This window comes from Bacteroides sp. HF-4919 (assembly GCF_018860125.1).
The window spans coordinates 11,949-31,237 of sequence record NZ_JAHKNF010000022.1 but is presented as its reverse complement, the minus strand read 5'-3'; the positions used below and the strand labels follow the sequence as shown (position 1 = coordinate 31,237).

Annotated in this window: 13 protein-coding genes; all 13 read right to left on the bottom strand. The window is 42.9% G+C overall.

The genetic code is table 11. The features are described from left to right. Positions 1 to 501 precede the first annotated feature (501 nt). The 13 genes from KO473_RS23290 to clpX all read right to left on the bottom strand — a co-directional run bounded on the left by KO473_RS23290 (position 502) and on the right by clpX (position 19,289). Entirely contained in the window at positions 502 to 1,710 is a 1,209-nt protein-coding gene (locus tag KO473_RS23290) for a 6-bladed beta-propeller (RefSeq protein WP_005822033.1), read from the bottom strand. Between the two features lie 102 nt (positions 1,711 to 1,812). Beyond that, the gene (locus KO473_RS23285; RefSeq protein WP_005822034.1) at positions 1,813 to 3,057 is read right to left on the bottom strand and encodes a 6-bladed beta-propeller; all 1,245 of its coding nucleotides are present in this window, start codon (positions 3,055 to 3,057) and stop codon (positions 1,813 to 1,815) included. Between the two features lie 28 nt (positions 3,058 to 3,085). Further along, positions 3,086 to 4,303, bottom strand: a complete 1,218-nt coding sequence (locus tag KO473_RS23280; protein ID WP_005822035.1) for a 6-bladed beta-propeller — start codon at positions 4,301 to 4,303, stop codon at positions 3,086 to 3,088. Between the two features lie 273 nt (positions 4,304 to 4,576). Then, entirely contained in the window at positions 4,577 to 5,803 is a 1,227-nt protein-coding gene (locus tag KO473_RS23275; RefSeq protein WP_005822036.1) for a 6-bladed beta-propeller, read from the bottom strand. 371 nt (positions 5,804 to 6,174) lie between these two features. After that, positions 6,175 to 8,055, bottom strand: a complete 1,881-nt coding sequence (mutL, locus tag KO473_RS23270) for a DNA mismatch repair endonuclease MutL (RefSeq protein WP_005822037.1) — start codon at positions 8,053 to 8,055, stop codon at positions 6,175 to 6,177. 35 nt (positions 8,056 to 8,090) lie between these two features. Beyond that, positions 8,091 to 8,387: a hypothetical protein gene (locus tag KO473_RS23265; RefSeq protein ID WP_005782322.1), complete on the bottom strand. Its 297-nt coding sequence runs from the start codon at positions 8,385 to 8,387 to the stop codon at positions 8,091 to 8,093. A 2-nt stretch (positions 8,388 to 8,389) separates the two neighbouring features. Continuing rightward, complete coding sequence (locus KO473_RS23260; RefSeq protein WP_122130968.1) at positions 8,390 to 10,093, bottom strand: OstA-like protein; 1,704 nt, start codon at positions 10,091 to 10,093, stop codon at positions 8,390 to 8,392. A gap of 12 nt (positions 10,094 to 10,105) precedes the next feature. After that, a complete protein-coding gene (locus KO473_RS23255) occupies positions 10,106 to 11,476 on the bottom strand; it encodes a peptidylprolyl isomerase (RefSeq protein ID WP_005811273.1) in 1,371 nt (456 codons plus the stop codon). A gap of 9 nt (positions 11,477 to 11,485) precedes the next feature. After that, positions 11,486 to 12,328 carry a peptidylprolyl isomerase gene (locus tag KO473_RS23250; RefSeq protein WP_122130966.1) on the bottom strand — a complete coding sequence of 281 codons (843 nt, stop codon included), beginning with the start codon at positions 12,326 to 12,328 and terminating at the stop codon, positions 11,486 to 11,488. 56 nt (positions 12,329 to 12,384) lie between these two features. Next, complete coding sequence (locus tag KO473_RS23245) at positions 12,385 to 13,938, bottom strand: peptidylprolyl isomerase (RefSeq protein WP_122130964.1); 1,554 nt, start codon at positions 13,936 to 13,938, stop codon at positions 12,385 to 12,387. Between the two features lie 189 nt (positions 13,939 to 14,127). Next, positions 14,128 to 15,603, bottom strand: coding sequence for an IMP dehydrogenase (gene guaB / locus KO473_RS23240; RefSeq protein WP_122130962.1), 1,476 nt, complete (start codon positions 15,601 to 15,603; stop codon positions 14,128 to 14,130). Positions 15,604 to 15,689: 86 nt separating this feature from the next. Continuing rightward, on the bottom strand, positions 15,690 to 17,870 hold the full coding sequence (recQ, locus tag KO473_RS23235; protein ID WP_005811277.1) for a DNA helicase RecQ: 2,181 nt from the start codon (positions 17,868 to 17,870) through the stop codon (positions 15,690 to 15,692). Between the two features lie 171 nt (positions 17,871 to 18,041). Next, positions 18,042 to 19,289: an ATP-dependent Clp protease ATP-binding subunit ClpX gene (gene clpX, locus KO473_RS23230; RefSeq protein WP_005782309.1), complete on the bottom strand. Its 1,248-nt coding sequence runs from the start codon at positions 19,287 to 19,289 to the stop codon at positions 18,042 to 18,044.

Here is a 19,289-nt window from a genome sequence, read left to right as displayed (position 1 = left end):
TGAGAATACTCCTTAAATTGTATATTTGCACTATCGATTAACATGCTCTAAGATAAACATTTTAGAGCAAATTAAAAAGTCCGAGCTTGGGAAAGTTCGGACTTTTACATAAAAAAAGAGGGTACCCTTTTCGGACACCCTCTTTTACCGACAAACAGCAAATCGTTATAAGTATCTAATTAACAAAATAATAGCCAAACAAATCAATTCATTTTCCAGAAGTTCCACTTATATATTATATAGGAAGATAATTACTATTTTGACAAGTAAAACACATAGTATCCCCAAATGTCATTTATTAACAAAGAAGAGCCAACTGTTTCCAGCGGTATATACTCTACATCAGCTACTTCACGTATTTCAATACATTTCACAGGATAATCACGGGCTTTATCAATGTCAATCACCGATAGAGAGAAATCTTTATTTCTCAAAAGCCTATTTTAGCCTTTCTTTATCATAACGGCCAAACCATATTCTCTAACTTTGCATTGATTTCACTTATTTATATTTACATATCATTAATATATCATTGTCATCTATACTCAATCGGGATGCAATATCCTCCAGCTCCCCCTTCAATCCGCCCGCTTGATATTGCTCAATAAGCCTTTCCGCCCCAAACATACTTATACCATAATTTTCTCTATCAGCAGACTGAAGTATCATAGTCGGCACAGGCCTTTCTATATCGGAGGAATAATTATAATCATACATTTTCCATTCCGCAATCTTGCCTGTATGCCTGTTTAACACAAGCTCAGGAGCATCCGCCATAGGAGACATGGGAGCAGAAGGATTATAATACATCGGAATTATTCTAAAATACAAGTATGAATCGGTGTATAATTCACAAGCGACAATGACCGGTGGATCTGACGCATATACCGAAGGAGTCTGCACGGCGATAGGAACCAGCTTGTGATGACGATAGCTGTAAATAGTATCCAAAGCATAGTCGGCAATCAAGAAAGCATCTCCATTTTTTATCAACGGGGTTATGAGAAAAAGGACCTGATCTCTATAAACACCTCCGGGAAACTTGACGATCTCTGTATGCACCTTCTCACTGATAGGTTTATCCACAGCAATCCCGATGGAAGACATCTCTCCGCTCTGTTTATCGATCAGATAGTAAGGATGCGTATCCACCTTTTTCTTTTTGCGAAAGTCATAAAACCGATTATAACCTATCAGATAATCCTTATCATAATTATACAGATCGATAAATGTGCAATCCTTCATAGGCAAAGCATGGCTACGTTTATACCGTCCATCAAAAAAATAAATATATATCTTTTTCCTGAACGAATCATAGATGTATATTTCTTGCATGCCAAAATCGGCATCCCATGCGGTTATAGAACTGTACTCTTCAGCAGATCCTCCTCGCCGGTTAAAAGTCCACAAGTACCTCCCTTTTCTATTAAAGAAAAAGATATTGCCATTATCAACACCACTTGCGACAGTTATATAATCATCTGAAATCCGAAAAGCAGAACAATCCGACGCAAGCAGTGAATTTCGTGTCGTTTCTAAAGGAACATACTCTACATCGGCAACATCATGTATATTCACTTTCTCAACAGGATATTCACGAGTAACATCTATGACACACAAAGAGGAATCCATGTCATTAGAAACCTTTTCTTTAGTATGAGAGCAACTACATGAAATGAGAAGCAGAAGCCATAAATAGATTTTATCCATAAACCTAAATTTTACAAGTATTATTATACTTACTGATTACGTCCAAAGAATCTCAGGTTACATACCGTTATACCAGGTCTTTCGTCTAAAATATATTCCGTTTCAGTCTTTCAATTTATAGAAAGCAATAATCGGATTGTCATCCTCGCCCATTTCATCAAGAAGCTCCAGCAGTTCGGCCTGCTTCTCAGGGAACTTGACCTTAGCTTCAGTGACGTTACGCTTTATCTGATCCAAATTATCCGGAGTGATTGCGAAGTGAAAACAGTTTTCGCCTACATTATAGAAGTCTTTGAACGATTGAGAGCCGTCAATATCATTCGTTATACCCGGTGCATCGAGTATCACCCAATGATGAGCTTTAAAAGGAGTTTGCTCCCAAGAGTCGATCCTCTCCGTTTTTTTATCATATCGGCTGAACCACAACTTTTTATCAAACCAAAATTTTAAAAAAAGAAACTCTTTAGTTTCATAAACACTTTGCATCAGAACAAAATCTCCCCAACCATAATCATGAGTAGGATCATATCTTCCGGAAGGCAATTTATATTTTCCAAGAAAAAGATGGTAACGGGGAAAAATAGAATCACAAGTAATGCCGTAGATCGTATCATTAATAAACGAATAAACGTTACTTCTTCCACGATAGAGCCAAGAAGGATCAGAAGGCAATTGTAATATTTTCTTATCACCAGAAAATAAGTAAGGGATTTGCTCCATCAATGTCTCTCCTTCTCCATTCGCAACACAAGCGCTTATGAATGTCTTGCTATTATCAGGCGAATAAACAGTACCGGGATAATAAACCAAACAATCTCCCATCACATCGATGGCCCTACTAAAAAAAACAGGCCATTTTAAAGGAATTTCCTTGACGAAGCTGTTATCCCGCATATCATAGACTGTCAGGCTGCCATTACGGCTGAACGGATAAATAAATACCAAATTGTCACTGACTGTGAAAAAGTCAATATTAGCTATCTCTCCAGGACCCTGACCTACACGACCGATTTTACGGATAAACTTCCCGGTAATATCAAACATCATGACATGGTTCTGATTTCTTGAATAAATAAAGACAAACTTCTCCGTCCGCTTTAGCTGCTTTATATCACCGACTAATATATTATCCTGCGTTTCCAGCTTCACATACTCCACATCTTTTACGATGTCACTCAACAGTAAAGGCTTGCCACAATCTTTCAGATTGTTAGCAAGATCAATGTCTTTAAAGGTTTCCTCAGCCGATAAAGCGTTATCATCCACCATATCCGGAGAAGAAGGCTTGCTGCCACAAGCAGCAAGAAAAAACAATACCAAAAACAATGCGATATAATCTAACTTCATAGGACGATAATTTATAGGTTACTAATAGTTATTGTTTCAGTTTCCCAATCATAAGAATGTCATTATCATTTTCGTGCAAACTATTTCTCAAACCAGTGGCTCGCTTACGTATTTCAGGCTTTAAATCAGTTTGGGCAAGAACTTTATCTAAAGCATCCATCAGTTCAAGAGGTTCGTAAGAGATACAGACATAACCGTTGCGCATAGTCAAGAAAGGATAAGAAAGTCCCAAAAAGTCATTTGTAAAACGATCAATGCGCTTCACACTACCATCTTTTTTAGAAACACGAACATTAAATACAGTCATACGAACGGGAGAACCATCTGATGGCACTTTAGCCGGTCCAATAGTTACTCTACTCCAATAATATTCCGGAGTCTCATACAATGACGTTACAATATATTTATCCTCCTGCATTACATTATCCAAAGTAAAACAAGGTTTCAATACATTATTAGCAATATCATAGTGATATAGAGTATCAGGGCGTGTACGCCCGACAACCTGACAAAGGGAAAAAGAATAGCCATCAACATTCCGGGGAGCCAATACTTCATTGCTATAATCCGGCACAATCGCATAATTTACAGCAAATATTTTTTGCAAGATATTCCCCTTAAAATCTTGTACCCAACATAGATTCTTACTGATCGGTGCTTTTGGATTTCCTATATCAGCAAAGGGAAGAACGACCACTACAGCTTTTTCATTTTCCAAATCTATCCAAATGGAACTCTTCGTTATCGTTTCCGGCAATGAAATACTCTCTTTCGATAAAAATCGGCCTTTAAGATCAAAAAATAACATTTTTTGATTCTCGGCAATAGCTATACATCCCTGCTTTTCATCAAGAAATCTATTCACAGCATATTTGTACTCTCCGGGGCCTTGACCAACTCCACCTATATCAGCCACATATCGTCCCTTACGAGTAAATAATTTCAAAGCAGAAACGCCATCCGGCTCTATTAAGATATAATTGCTTGAAACATCGATACCAAAAGGATAAGTGGCAACCAATGCCTCTTCTCTGCCATCCAACTTAATAATTTCCAATGATTCTATCAAATCAGAAAACAACATTTCCTCACCCTTTATTTTCTCTATCTCCAGTAAATCGACAGCGTAAAAGGCGGAACCTTCTTTTATATCCCTCTCTTGGGGTACAAACAAAGAACATGAGGATGCAGACATTGCAACCGAAAAAAGAAAGAGAAGCGGGTATAAAAGGTATCTTGTCTTCATATAAAAATAGATTTTGGCTGAAAGTAAAAAACTACTTTTCACAAAGCATACTGCAAGATACGAATTATTCGTAGAATGTTATTCTATTAAGGATATGTTAAAAAGCATCTCATTCAAAATTTTTCAGTCTTTCAATTTGTAAATGGCAATAATCGGATTATCATCCTCGTGGACATTTTGCACGATCTATCAATATCACATATACTTGAGAACCTTCAGTGATTCGCCTGATAGCATTTAGAGATACAATCGAAATTTATAGATTACTTATAGTTATTGTTTCAGTTTTCCAATGATAAGAATGTCATTATCATTCTCGTGCAGACTATTTCGTAAATCGGTGGCCCGTTTACGTACGTCAGACTCCAAATCTGTTTGGGTAAGAACTTTATCTAAAGCATCCATCAGTTCAAGAGGATCATAAGAGATACAAATATATCCATTATTCATCATCAAAAAAAGATGAGATAAACCTAAAAGAGGATCAGTAAAGCGATCAATGCGCCGTACATTGCCATCTTTTTTCGAAACGCAAACATTAAAGGCTGGTAAACGAACAGAAGAAACACTTGAGGAAAGATTATTAGGATATAAAGTGACTTGCGCCCAATAACTCCTTGAAGTTTCATATAAAACAGTGCAAGCACTTTGATTTTCAGAAACAACATGATCTATTGTAAAGCATGGAGTTATTATATTCTTTACCGCATCATAGTGATACAAAGTATCAGGACGAGTACGCAACATGGGTACTTCAGAAATAGAAAAAGAAATCGCATCCACATTCCGACGTGCCACTAAAGCATTACTGTAATCTCCAATTAAACCGTAATGATTTACAGGAATCCGATGCACGATATCACCCTCCCTATTTTGCACCCAGCACACATTCTTACTAATTGCAAAGTTCGAGTTCACATTAGCAGAAAAGGGTAAAGTAACCACAACTACGTTTTTTTTATCATAGTCCACCCATATCTGAGACTTATGTACTATTTCCCCGAAACGAATAACCTCATCCGGCAGATAATTCCCCTTTAAATCATAGACAAGCACCTTGTCGGTTCTTCCCGGACCCAAATAAATACGGTTTTCTTTCTCATCCACCAACCATGAAAATAAATATAAATACTCTCCCGGGCCTTGACCTACTCCGCCAATATCAGCCACATATCGTCCCTTGCGCGTAAATAGCTTAACAGGAGATACAACGTCAGCAGGTCGCAACAAAATATAATTATCCGTCACATATACACCATATGGATAGGTTTTAATAAGCGCCTCATCCCTATTGTCCAATCTAATGATTTCGTATGATTCCATTAAATCACCCAAAGACATCACTGTCCCTTTTGTCTTCTCTATTATACGCAAATCAACAGAACGAAAGGCGGAATCTTCTATTATATCCCTCTCTTTGGGTACAGATAAAGAGCAGGAAGCAAACATTGCAACCGAAAAAAGAAAGAGAAACGGATAAAAAAAATATCTTGCCTTCATATAAAATAGATTTTAGTTTAAAACAAAAACATACTGTTCTAAAAAGCATGCTGAAATATACGAACTATTCGTAGAGTGTTATTCTTTTAGGAACATGTTTATTAACACTATTAACAAGATTTTCAGGTGATGAATAGGGTGCGAACAGGTTCTTAACTTCCCGGATGTACGAAGTTAATATCCTCCCTGTACGAAGTTAACTTTAACACAATGTTAAAGTTAACTTCGTACAGGGAGGATATTAATAGCATATTCTGCTGGTTATTAATCTATTAGGAAAGAGATGTAATAAACAGATAAAATCTGTCGATCGTGTGAGATAGAGTGGAACTGACATAATACTTACTCTGATAAGTACAGAAGAATGATGATCACCGGAAAAGTTTATCGATCTCTTCTTCTTTTATGGTAGTCAACACCACACGACCATCCGGCGTATAGTTAGGCGAAGGACAGGCAAACAGATTATCGACCAAACTGACCATCTCTTCATTACTCAGCACCTGCCCATAGACAATGGCAGCCGCGCGGGCAAGGGTCAACGCAAGGATATCCTGAATTTCTTCTTTAACATCGTTGCCTTTCTCCATAGCGGTATGCAACATGCTGCGCACCAAATCGACCGGATTCAGTCCGTCGATGCCTGAAGGTACTCCGTTAATGGCATAACTGCCTCCACCAAGATCGCTGAGATCGAAACCTACCGCAGATAAATCGTCCATAATGTCTTGCAATACGGCTGCCTCAGAAGCCGGAAGTTGCAGAATTTCGGGGAAGAGAACGCCTTGTGAGAAACCTTGTTTCTGCTGAATCTGGGCACGATACCGATCAAAGAGCACCCGAACATGGGCCCGGTGCTGATCGATCAGCATCAATCCGGACTTTACAGAAGTAAGAATGAAACGTCCCTTGAACTGCAAGTGCTGGGTTCCCTTCTCCATTATGGCCGACTCACCGGCATAAAGAGTTGCAGGAGCGGCTGTAACAATACTTTCCTCTTCAATTACCGCAAATTCTTCCGGTTCGGGATCGGGTTCGGCGAAAGGCTGATTCATCTTACTGGCTTTCTCAAGACCACCGTACAAATCTTCCCAGTCCACTTTCGGACGGGAGTAATTGCCACCGCCGGAAGAGGGCACCGAAGGTTTGAATGGATTGAAATCGGAGTTGAAATGCACCTTAGGAGGCTCAGGAGGCAAGTTCTGTTCAAATGCAGGGATATCGGGCATGTCTTCCGTATCGAAATCGATAGAAGGGACGGCATTGAACTTGCCCAACGACTCTTTTACCGAGGCAGAAAGAATCTGCCAGATAGCGTGTTCGTTCTCAAATTTGATCTCTGTTTTGGTAGGATGGATATTGACATCGATGTTGGCAGGATCGACTTCAAAATAGATGAAATAAGAAATCTGTTCGCCTGCGGGAATCAACTGTTCGTAAGCATCCATCACCGCTTTATGGAAGTAAGGATGACGCATGTAACGGCCATTCACAAAGAAATACTGATGGGCACCTTTCTTACGGGCTGTTTCGGGCTTGGCCACATAACCTGAAACCTTCACCATCGTAGTGTTCACTTCCACACTGAGCAATTGCTGATTGAGCTTCTTACCAAAAATAGAAAGAATACGTTGCCGCAAATGGCAGGCGGGAAGATTGAACAGTTCGGAGTCATTGCTATACAGTGAGAAAGCAACCTCAGGATGCACCAGGGCAATACGTTCAAATTCGGCCAGAATATTACTCAACTCGGTAGAGTTGGCCTTCAGGAACTTACGCCGGGCAGGAATATTGAAAAAAAGGTTCTTAATGGAAAAGTTGCTTCCTTTGGGACAAGACACTGCTTCCTGACTCTCCACTTTGGAGCCCGCAATGATAATCCTGGTCCCTAACTCTTCGGATTCGGGACGAGTCTTCAGCTCTACCTGAGCAACGGCGGCAATGGAAGCCAGCGCTTCACCACGAAAGCCCATCGTGCGAAGGGCAAACAAATCGGATGCCTCGCGGATCTTTGAGGTGGCATGCCGCTCGAAGGAGAGGCGTGCATCGGTTTCGGACATTCCCTTACCGTCATCAATCACCTGTATACAGGTCTTGCCTGCATCGGTAACCAATACATGAATATTTTGTGCCTCAGCATCGATGGCGTTCTCGACTAACTCTTTGATGACAGATGCCGGACGTTGTATCACCTCTCCGGCAGCTATCTGGTTGGCAACCGAATCGGGTAATAAATGAATGATATCGCTCATAATAGATTTAGCTTTGACTGATTAATTTATAGGACTTAAAAAGACCAGCTACCGGTCTGCAAATAATGCCATAGAAAAATAAGCAGGGCAATGATAGCCAGAATGACACCCAAATGAGCAGGCTTACGCCCACTCTCCTTACGACGCTTCAGATGTGTGGTGCCTTCGATGAACTTTCCGCGAATATCTTCCGGAGAAAATTCTTTTTCGGGTAACATTCCCAAATCACGCTTGGCATCTTCTTCCATTTTCGTCAATTTTTCTTTCCGCTCGTCCACATAGATATATTGATGATTGAATCCACGCGGCTTTCGTACATTGAACATTCCCATAGCTATTTCATATTAATTATTTCACGTTTAGGACCACTGATGACCTTGCGCTCTGTTTTACGTAAAGCCTCACCTGCCTTTTTCCCTCTCCAGTTGAAAATGTCTTCCTTATTCAAGGGACGGACATAATCAAACCAACTGAAAGTGGGCAATTTCATTTTGTCGGGCGGAATCTGATCCATTGGATAAAGCACACAATTAGACTGAGGACTCATAACCATTTTTTTCATTTTTCTATCTCTAAGAAACAAATTAAGCAAACTTGTTTCAGAGGTATTCATACCAATCATCGTACTGTCCTTTTCCTCGGGATAATAAATTAATAGTACATTCCCTATCACATCTATTTTGCGTGCCTCACCCTCGGCAAAGTATGCCTTGATCTCTTTTCCTGAGATCTGATTAAAATGAATGGAGTCTTTCTGTTCCACCGTGAGCGCCTGATTGATGATATGAGCCCAATCAATCGTACTGTCGTTCATATATACCTTAACCTCTTCTCCCAGCAGTTGTTGCCCTTCGTTCCAAATAATAGGATCGCGATACATGGTAAGGCAAGAGTCTTTCGTATTAAAGACCAAAGAATCGCAAACGCCTTGCAGATCAGCGCTGTACATACGTACCTTATGAAAAGCGCGCATCTCACGGAAAAGGGAGTCGGTGTCGAGATTATAGCTATTCATCAGTAACGTATCGGCATGCATAAAGAGGCTGTCACCCCGTGAATAATCCACGGCAACAGCTCGCTTGGTGGCAAGAGCATTCTGCTTCAACTCGTCATAATAACAATAATCACCGGTAAGCATGTTCTTATTGACAGTGTCGTTCATCTGGACATTATCGAACGCCTCACCATAACCCGCTTTACGGTCATAGAAAAGGCTGTCACCGATCAACTTCTTACCTTCATTGGTCAAAACCGAACGGTCGAGCAGTTCGGCTTGTCCGGAAACGGTATTGTAAATGCCCCGCTCGGAATAGATATGGTTCTGATCGCTGACAATATTGGAGGGTCCCAGAATGGTGGCAATCTTAGTATTCGTACTATACTTCAGGGTGTCGGAAGTAAGCACGAAACGGGGATTCACGAGCTTGACATCATAGTTGAAAACAGAAAGTTTAGTGGCAGGACTGTACTCACCCCAGTCGGAAGTCAACACATTTTCTTCATCCATCAACGTACCCCCATCAAAATAGTAACCCAAATTGTACAGACGGTCATAATTCAGGCTGTCTGTCAACAAGGTAGTATTCCGGTTGATCATTTTCACATTCTCACGCAGTTGCGCTATCTGAGTCATGCCGTCATAAAACAAATAGTCACCATAGATGAAAAGAGTATCTCCCTGCTCCATACGCACATTGCTAAATGCTTCGAATGAATTCGTTTTTTCGTAAATCAGGGCACTGTCACAATACATATACATGCTGTCGTGACGCAACTTAACCGAACCAATCAGCACCTGAACATCAGGACGCGCCAGTTTATCGGCTTGCCCCCGATCGGCATGGAGCAAATCGACACGGGTCTTTTTATTTCCCGTTGGCTTTTCCGGTTCAGCCTTCTTCTCCTGTTGTGGCTTCTTGTCATGCTGCGGTTTCTTGTCCTGGGCCACCAGAAAACATACGGCAAGCAGGCATAGAATACCCGCTAAGAGAAATCTATGCCTGCCGTGGAATTTATGTTCTTTGTTTAATCTAAACATATCAAATCAGGATCAGTCTTTTTTAATCCAGCCCGGATATTTAAAGTCACAACGCTGCCATGCCGGATTAATACGCACATACGTATGTTTTTGTTTTTCAACAATCCATTTTTGCAACGCCTCTTCACGACGTTTGTCGAGCACAATTTCTTTCAGGTTCTGGTAGTCATCGGTGATAGTGGCCTTGTGTCCATTGATGCGTGCCTTCAACTTAACAATAGCACAAACTTCCTTACCATCTTTGGGGTTGACCATAGTGAAGGCTTTGGAGATCTCACCGATATTCATCTTATCTACCACTTTAGCTATCTCCTGCGGCAAATCCTGCATCTCGAATTTAGCAGTCTGATTCATCGGATTCTGCATCAGACCGTGATTGTTGCGTGTGTCTTTATCCTGAGACAAAGCAGCGGCAGCCTGATCGAATGTAAACTTATCGCTACGAATATCGTTGGCTATGGAATCAAGACGTGCATTGGCTTCATTCAACTCCTTATCCGATACTTTGGGCTTCAACAGGATATGGCGGGTATTGATACGGTCGCCACGTTTCTCGATCAACTGGATGATATGGAAACCATACTCGGACTCTACGATCTTAGATATCTTCTTGGTGTCCTGCAAGTTGAAAGCGACATTAGCGTATTCGGGCACCATCTGGCCTTTACCCATAAAACCGGTTTCACCACCTTTGATGGCAGAACCGCGGTCCTCGGAATACAACAGGGCAAGTGTAGAAAAATCACTTTCGCCTTTATTGATACGGTCGGTATATTCACGCAAGCGTCTTTTCACATCCTCTATTTCAGAGATGGGCACTTTAGGTTGCTGTGTGATGATCTGCACCTCTACCTGAGTAGGGACATAAGGGATACTGTCCTGAGGAAGATCCTTAAAGTAGCGGCGCACTTCGGCCGGAGTCACTTTGATATCACCTACCAGCTTCTGCTGCATTCTCTGTACAATCAATCCGTCACGGGCATTCTCGCGCATGGCTTCGCGGATCTGCGTAGAAGTCTTGTTAAACTCAGCTTCCATCCTTTCTCTGCTACCCAAAGCCTGAATATAGTTATTGATCTGATAATCGACACGCTGTATCACTTCCGATTCAGGAACTTCGATACTATCGAGCACAGCCTGGTGCATATAAAGTTTCTGTACCGCCAACTCTTCGGGAATCACACAATAAGGATCACCATCAAACTTACGCCCCTCATACAAAGCGGCCAGTCGTGCTTCTTCCACATCGGACTTCAGGATGGCTTCGTCACCAACGACCCAAACCACTTCGTCAATCACATTGTCCTGCGCATAGGATGCCACGTTAGCAACCAGTGCCAGGGCAAACATAACAACAAATTTAAAGTTCACAAACTTCTTCATTCTGTGTATTTAATAATTTATAATCTTCTTTCTTTTTACTGCACGTTCGTACAAGTCGTCCTTTACTTGTTTCATAAAATCAACCCGCTTGATATTGACAAGTATATCTTTAACTTTCGGTTGGGCAAACTCGTAAGGTTCCTGTTCGCCTGCCACACGAAAATCGCTGATATTCAGAAAATAGTAGAATGCCGTATCTTTCAGTTCGATATGACGGTTCTTATCCATATAGGCTTCCGGGGATTCCGCTTTCAACGGGATCATATCAAGTACATCGGCTACCCGCACCCATTTATCATAAAAATACTCATACTTCACAGCATTCTGCAAACTATACTTCTCCAAATGCTCAACGGCATCCTGAGTTTCCGTCTTATACCACTTACGGACATTTCCCAGTTGGGGAGCAGTAAGGGGAACCTTGATAAACAGACCTTTCATCAACGGACGGTCCAGTTTAAACAGTTCTTTGTTCTTTTCGTAATAGTCTGCTATTTCCTGTTCGGGGATCTCGCCCGACAATTTCTGGCTGATTAGTTCTTGTTGATAAGTATGCATGATCAATGCTTTCCGGTAATTTGCGACCAACTTATCGATTTCGCCGTTGTCGGGGATATTGCTTTGCGCCTGGTTAAACAACAAAACATCTTCAACCCAGCTACGAATGTAGTGCTCGGCGAAAAGAAGACTGTCATCTTTCGACAAACCGGCGGGGAACACGGCCTGAAGGTCCTCTTTGTACAAAAAGTTTCCATCGACCTCTACCAAAGGAATCTGTCCTTTGTGATCATGCTTGTCAGTACACGACACACAGAAAAGGAGAGAGATTAGCAGAAGGCCCGTTTTTCGCATTGTCAACTGAATTATACTTAATTTAAGGTACGAAGATAATACAATAATTCGTTGCTTCAGTGATTATTAACCGTTTTTAAAACCTCTTGGTTAATTTCAACCTTAGCAGAAGCCCTGAGACGCTCTGCCCAAAGTGCATCCAGATGATTCTGATAATCTTCGATCAAACGGGAAACAATCTCTTTGTAGGACTCCGGACCTTTCTTTTTCTCACCCAAAACAACGGTAAAAGGATAGGACTTTAATGGTTCGAAGTCTCCTTTTTTAAACACTAACTTATCGACAAAAACATTGTCACCTTCGGCAAAGGTCCCTTGTTCTATCCGGATGACAGCCGGTGAAGCAGAGGTATTAAATGTCAGGCGAATGGCATCTTTCCACTCTTCTTCCGGAAGTTTTTTCAGAAATTTACGGGCGCTCTTCAGCGTTTTCTTATGGGTTCCGTGCAACACCGCACCTCTGTAGCGGGGTGAATCCCAGTTGTAATCGGTCCGGTGCTCCTTGAAGAAGTTCTTCAGCGCAACAGAATCTGCCAGGCTGACCTGATGGGTTTCCCGGCGGGTAATAGCGGCCAACAGCAAATGATCACGATGTTCTTGCAGCGTCCTGCGGAACTCAGGATGTTTCTGCTCAAGGCGACTGTTCTCATAATCGAGAATTGATTTTACCACAAAAGCATCCAACTGCCTCTTTATCCCCATGGGATGGGCAGCGGCAAACCGTTCAAAGTCCTTCCCTGTAAAGTTTTTACCGTCCAGCGTAAAAAGAGTACGGGAGGTCTTGCCTTGAAAAAGCAACTCTTCCATCGCCGCTTTGTCCGGAGTATACCGATAGCTCTCCTTCAGTTTGTTTACCAGGATTTCGGTCCCTTTATCCGCACCCGGACGATGGGACAGTTTACGGATTAGCCTGTCCCGTATCTGTTCAAATGGAGGGAGTTCGCGTCTGCCCGTTACTTTGACGATATGAAGTCCTTTAGGAGTAAAAAACGGCTGGGAATATTCGCCATCCTTCAAAGAGAAAGCGACCTCCTCAAATTCCTGTGGTGTCTGCAACCAACTGATCCAGGATTCTGCCTTATCATCAGAATATTGGTCTACCAGAGTCCTGAAATCGGTATCGGGATTTGTCTTCAATACATTGTAAAGAGAGTCCATTAAAGCCTGTGCCTCCCGCAAATGATGGGGCAGGGCCGTCTGGGAAAGATAACGGAAAATATGCATAACCCGGACCTCGCCGGATATGGAGCGGCTCTTCATCTGATCGTAAAGCTTTCTGGCACAGGCTTCCTCTGCAGACGAATCTGTAAGATAGGATTTAGATAATGAACGATGGTAGTTGTCCATCTCCGCACGAAAGGCAGAGAGAGTATCCAACCCGGCTCTCTGTGCCGCATGCAGTTTCAACTTCTTATCGACAAAGAGATCAACACAAACCTTCAAGGCTTCTTTCCCGGATACTCCCGAAGGCTTATTCCGATGATAGAAAGACTCAAACTCCGAGCGGGAAATGTCTTGTCCATTGATCCGCATCAACACAGGATCTTGCCGGGCATAGCCGGCAATAAACCCAAACAAACAGGTCAGTGCACCAACCAGAATCTTCTTCATACCATTCTACGTTGAGATATTCATATCGGAATAAAATAAATCGAGTTCACTACAAAGGACACGGATTAACACAGATTGATAATTTATCTCATTGATATTGAAGATTAAAAAGTTCTGTGTTAATCCGTGTAATCTGTGGTGGAAAACAGCGACCAGACGGCAACGGCCAAACGCCCGATAAACAGGCTGTTATTCCGGACGGCTGTAATTAGGCGATTCGCTTGTAATCGTCACATCGTGTGGATGGCTTTCCATTACTCCGGCATTGGTGATGCGAGTAAACTTGGCATCATGTAATCTCTCGATGTCAGGAGCACCACAATATCCCATCCCGGCACGCAGACCACCGGTCAATTGATAAATCACTTCATATAAAGTTCCTTTATAAGGCACGCGGGCAGCAATACCTTCCGGAACCAATTTCTTCACGTCCATCTCGCCACTCTGGAAATAGCGGTCTTTCGAACCATTCTCCATCGCTTCGAGCGAACCCATACCACGGTATGACTTAAACTTACGTCCATTAAATATAATCGTCTCGCCCGGACTTTCTTCTGTACCGGCAACCAATGAACCGATCATCACACAGTATCCTCCGGCAGCCAGAGCTTTCACCACATCACCCGAATAGCGGAGTCCGCCATCGGCAATCAAAGGGATACCTGTACCTTTCAAGGCTTTGGCTACATCATAAACAGCCGAAAGTTGCGGTACGCCTACACCGGCAACCACACGTGTCGTACAAATGGAACCCGGGCCGATACCTACTTTTACACCGTCAGCCCCGGCTTCCACCAAGGCCTTGGCTGCATCGCCCGTAGCAATGTTACCAACCACAATATCAATATTGGGATAACGTTTTTTCGCTTCGCGCAAGGTGTCGATCACTCCCTTTGAGTGTCCGTGAGCCGTATCGATCACGATGGCATCCGCACCGGCATCCACCAACGCCTGCATACGGTCGAAAGTGTCGGCAGTCACACCTACACCGGCAGCTACACGCAGACGGCCTTTCGAATCTTTGCAAGCCATAGGTTTATCTTTGGCTTTTGTAATATCTTTGTAAGTAACCAGCCCGATCAGTTTTCCTTCTTTATCGACTACCGGCAGTTTCTCAATCTTATGGTGTTGCAGAATTTGCGCAGCTGCTTCCAGATCGGTAGACTGATTGGTGGTAACCAGATTTTCTTTTGTCATTACCTCGTCGATACGTTTATCCATGTTACGCTCGAAACGAAGGTCACGATTCGTTACAATACCGACCAAATATCTATTGTCATCCACTACCGGGATACCACCGATTTTATATTCGGCCATCAATGCAAGAGCATCGCGTACGGTAGACCCTTGCTTAATAGTGACAGGATCGTAAATCATACCGTTTTCAGCACGCTTCACTGTAGCCACCTGCTTAGCCTGCTCCTTAATGGACATATTCTTATGGATCACGCCAATTCCCCCTTCGCGCGCAATGGCAATCGCCATTTTGGCTTCGGTAACCGTGTCCATAGCGGCAGTTACAAACGGAATCTTTAACTCAATGTTTTTTGAAAACTTTGTCGAGAGATCGACAGTGCGTGGTAAAACTTCAGAATAAGCGGGGATCAACAATACGTCGTCATAAGTTAATCCATCCATTACAATCTTATCGGCAATAAATGACATAGGGCTATGCGTTTAAAAATTATTGCGTGCAAATATACAGTTTTTATTCAAGACTGCATAAGTGCACGCAAGTTTTTTTCGCTTTTTTAATTAGCCATTTCGGAGATAAACTTGATACGAACCAGACGGACTTCTTCTTCGGTAAATTCGTCCCCGAGTTCATCAAGAGCGTCGTCAATCTTATCTGTTGTCGACTCTTTGAAGTAATCGTAGATGTCGAGCATGTGATCTTCGTCCATGATCTCATCCAGGAAGTAGTCGATATTCAACTTAGTACCCGAATAAACGATCGCTTCCACTTCATCCAGCAATTCGCTAAACTCAATGCCCTTGGAAAGCGCGATATCATCCAGAGCCACTTTACGGTCGATGGCCTGAATAATGGCCACTTTCATCTTCGACTTATTGGCAACAGTGCGTACCCGTAAGTCCTCCGGACGTTCAATCTCATTCTCTTCGCAGTGTCTCTTAATCAGCTTGCAGAATTCTTCGCCGTAACGTTTGGCTTTTCCGGCACCTACGCCCGGGATATTCTGAAGTTCTTCGAGCGTCACAGGATAGATAGTAGCCATCGCTTCAAGAGAGGGATCCTGGAAAATCACGTAAGGAGGCACTTCCAGTTTCTTCGATAACTTTTTCCGGAGATCTTTCAGCATAGAATAAAGAACCGGATCGACTGCACACGAACCTCCACCTCTTGCCGGTGTTTCTTCTTCCACTTCTTCAAAGTCATTGTCCTCGGTAATCTTGAATGACTTGGGATGTTTAAGGAATTTCTTTCCTGCATCGGTCACTTTCAGCAAACCGTAGTTTTCTACATCCTTACTCAGATAACCGGCTATCAACGCCTGACGAATCACGGCATTCCAGGTTTTGTCTTCTTCTCCCATTCCTGATCCGAACACTTCCAGATCTTCATGTAAGTGTGCCTGAACTTCAGACGTTTCGCGTCCCTGCAGGACATCAATAATATAATCTGCCTTAAAATTTTCTTTTACCGCTATGATTGTTTCGATCACAGCACACAATAATTCTTGAGCCTCCACTTGTTTTTTAGGGTTTAAACAGTTGTCACAATTTCCACAATTCTCTTCCGTGTACTCTTCGCCGAAATAATGTAGTAATGTCTTACGGCGGCAAACGGAAGATTCAGCATACGCAGCAGTTTCCAACAGAAGCTGCTTGCCAATTTCTTGTTCTGCCACAGGTTTACCTTGCATGAACTTCTCGAGTTTCTGCAAGTCTTTGTTTGTATAAAAGGTAATGCACTGGCCTTCTCCGCCGTCTCTTCCGGCGCGGCCTGTTTCCTGGTAATACCCCTCCAGGCTCTTTGGTATATCATAGTGGATGACGTATCGCACATCGGGCTTATCAATTCCCATTCCAAATGCGATAGTAGCTACAATTACGTCGATCTTTTCCATCAGGAAATTGTCCTGATTCTGCGTTCGCGTTGCCGAATCCATACCTGCATGATAAGCACGGGCATTGATCCCGTTGGCTTGAAGTATCTCAGCAAGCTCTTCTACCTTCTTCCGGCTCAGGCAATAAATGATGCCCGACTTTTCCGGATTGTTCTTGATGAACTTTATGATGTCCTTATCTACATTCTGAGTTTTAGGACGTACCTCGTAATACAGATTCGGACGGTTGAACGAAGACTTGAAGACGTGTGCATCCACCATTCCCAAGTTCTTCTGAATATCGTGCTGCACCTTCGGCGTGGCCGTTGCAGTCAGCGCAATAAGAGGTGCTTTTCCTATTTCATTAATAATCGGACGTATCCTGCGATATTCCGGGCGGAAGTCGTGTCCCCATTCGGAAATACAATGTGCCTCGTCGACAGCATAGAATGAAATCTTTACTGAACGCAGAAACTCCACATTCTCTTCTTTCGTCAACGACTCGGGAGCAACGTATAACAGTTTTGTTTTTCCGGCAAGAATGTCAGACCTCACCTGATCAATCGCACCCTTGTTCAAAGAAGAATTAATGAAATGAGCCACACCGTCTTCTTCACTGAAGTTGCGCATCGCATCTACCTGATTCTTCATCAGCGCGATCAGCGGAGAAATCACAATGGCCGTACCTTCCATTAATAAAGAAGGCAACTGATAGCACAGAGATTTTCCACCGCCGGTAGGCATCAGCACAAAGGTATCATTACCATCAAGCAAATTCTGGATGATCGGCTCCTGGTTCCCCTTGAAATTATCAAATCCGAAATACTTTTTCAGTTGGTCTGTCAAATTAATCTTCCCTGCCATCTTAATATAGGTTGTTTTATTCAGTTCATGGTTTAACTTAAAAACACTCGCTTTGCTTGGAAAGCGCTCTAACAAAGTTATAAACAACTTCTTAAATATCAAGCATAATCAGACTAATATTTTTCAAGAAAAAACGGAACTCACCTCCATTATTGCCCTTACCTTTTGATTTTAAGCAGTTTGCAATCTCGCAAGATTTGCTTTTTCGAGCTGATGCTTCGCATAATCCAGTGTCACTTCATATTCTTTCTGGTTTTCAGAAGGAATCTCGAACATGACATCCATCATAATTGTCTCCACGATAGAGCGCAATCCGCGGGCACCCAGTTTATACTCCACTGCCTTGTCGACGATATATTCGAAGACTTCGGGCTGGAAGGTCAACTGCACACCATCCATTTCGAACAACTTGATGTATTGTTTGATAATGGAATTCTTGGGTTCGGTCAGAATGGCACGAAGTGCATTCCGGTCGAGCGGGTTCAGATAGGTCAGCACCGGCAAACGGCCGATAATCTCCGGAATCAGTCCGAATGACTTCAAATCCTGCGGTGCGATGTATTGCATCATGTTGTTTTTGTCGATAGTAGCCGTCTTACGGGAAGCATTGTATCCCACGACATGGGTGTTGAGACGCTGGGCAATCTTTTTCTCGATGCCGTCAAACGCTCCTCCACAGATGAAAAGGATGTTTTTCGTGTTTACGGGAATCATCTTCTGGTCGGGATGCTTACGTCCTCCCTGAGGCGGGACGTTGACCACAGAGCCTTCGAGCAGTTTAAGCAATCCCTGCTGTACGCCTTCACCGCTGACATCACGCGTGATGGAGGGGTTGTCTCCCTTACGGGCAATCTTGTCTATCTCGTCGATGAAGACAATGCCTTGTTCTGCCTCGGGCACATTGTAATCGGCCACCTGAAGCAGACGGGTGAGGATACTCTCGATATCTTCGCCTACATAACCGGCTTCGGTCAACACAGTCGCATCCACTATCGTAAAGGGTACATGCAACAGTTTGGCTATGGTACGCGCCAAAAGGGTTTTACCGGTTCCGGTGCTGCCCACCATAATGATGTTCGACTTTTCAATCTCCACATCATCACCGCTGTCTTTCTGCAACAGACGTTTGTAGTGGTTATATACCGATACGGCAAGAAAACGTTTGGCATCGTCCTGGCCAATCACGTACTGGTCGAGGAAATTCTTTATTTCTACCGGTTTGGGTAGTTCCTTTAAATTGAGTCGGGTAGCTCCCGCGCTCTGTTTGCCGGCTCCCATGGCTTCCTGAGTAATCTCATAAGCCTGGGTCGCACAGCTGTCGCAAATGTAGCCGTTCATCCCTGTAATCAGGAATCCGACTTCATTCTCCGAACGGCCGCAAAAGCTACACCTTTTTTTATTATTCTTTGATTCAGCCAT

Bases quoted from the DNA above. Each gene is read 5' to 3' on its own strand.
- KO473_RS23290 (WP_005822033.1), bottom strand. From the start codon at position 1,710: ATGGATAAAATCTATTTATGGCTTCTGCTTCTCATTTCATGTAGTTGC.
- clpX (WP_005782309.1), bottom strand. From the start codon at position 19,289: ATGGCTGAATCAAAGAATAATAAAAAAAGGTGTAGCTTTTGCGGCCGT.
- KO473_RS23275 (WP_005822036.1), bottom strand. From the start codon at position 5,803: ATGAAGGCAAGATATTTTTTTTATCCGTTTCTCTTTCTTTTTTCGGTT.
- KO473_RS23250 (WP_122130966.1), bottom strand. From the start codon at position 12,328: ATGCGAAAAACGGGCCTTCTGCTAATCTCTCTCCTTTTCTGTGTGTCG.
- guaB (WP_122130962.1), bottom strand. From the start codon at position 15,603: ATGTCATTTATTGCCGATAAGATTGTAATGGATGGATTAACTTATGAC.
- mutL (WP_005822037.1), bottom strand. From the start codon at position 8,055: ATGAGCGATATCATTCATTTATTACCCGATTCGGTTGCCAACCAGATA.
- KO473_RS23245 (WP_122130964.1), bottom strand. From the start codon at position 13,938: ATGAAGAAGATTCTGGTTGGTGCACTGACCTGTTTGTTTGGGTTTATT.
- KO473_RS23285 (WP_005822034.1), bottom strand. From the start codon at position 3,057: ATGAAGTTAGATTATATCGCATTGTTTTTGGTATTGTTTTTTCTTGCT.
- KO473_RS23255 (WP_005811273.1), bottom strand. From the start codon at position 11,476: ATGAAGAAGTTTGTGAACTTTAAATTTGTTGTTATGTTTGCCCTGGCA.
- KO473_RS23260 (WP_122130968.1), bottom strand. From the start codon at position 10,093: ATGTTTAGATTAAACAAAGAACATAAATTCCACGGCAGGCATAGATTT.
- recQ (WP_005811277.1), bottom strand. From the start codon at position 17,870: ATGGCAGGGAAGATTAATTTGACAGACCAACTGAAAAAGTATTTCGGA.
- KO473_RS23265 (WP_005782322.1), bottom strand. From the start codon at position 8,387: ATGGGAATGTTCAATGTACGAAAGCCGCGTGGATTCAATCATCAATAT.
- KO473_RS23280 (WP_005822035.1), bottom strand. From the start codon at position 4,303: ATGAAGACAAGATACCTTTTATACCCGCTTCTCTTTCTTTTTTCGGTT.